The organism is Collinsella sp. AF31-11 (assembly GCF_003475605.1).
Taxonomy (GTDB): Bacteria; Actinomycetota; Coriobacteriia; order Coriobacteriales; family Coriobacteriaceae; genus Collinsella.
On record NZ_QRQS01000011.1, the window covers coordinates 1,330 to 1,572 of the forward strand.

Sequence of the window (243 nt, forward strand, 5' to 3'; positions counted from 1 at the left end):
TGCATCGACAACGCCGCCACCGAGCAGCTCTTCGGCCACGTCAAGGACGAGTTCTACCGGGGCCGCGAGTGGGAGACGTTCGAGGATTTCAAACGCGACCTGGAGGAATACATAGTCCACTGGAACACGAGCCGGAGGCAGGTAAGATTGAAGGGCCTGACCCCGGAGGAGTTCCGGGATCAGGCCCTCGCGGCCTAGTCGCTATTTAGGGCGTCCAAGATTTGGGACGCAGTTCAACCCAGG

1 protein-coding gene is annotated in these 243 nt (G+C 60.5%); it reads left to right on the forward strand.

What is annotated here, in order from left to right:
- Positions 1 to 198 (forward strand): IS3 family transposase (locus DWZ22_RS10330; RefSeq protein WP_199583472.1); only part of this gene is annotated, 198 nt, incomplete at its 5' end.
- Positions 199 to 243 lie beyond the last annotated feature (45 nt).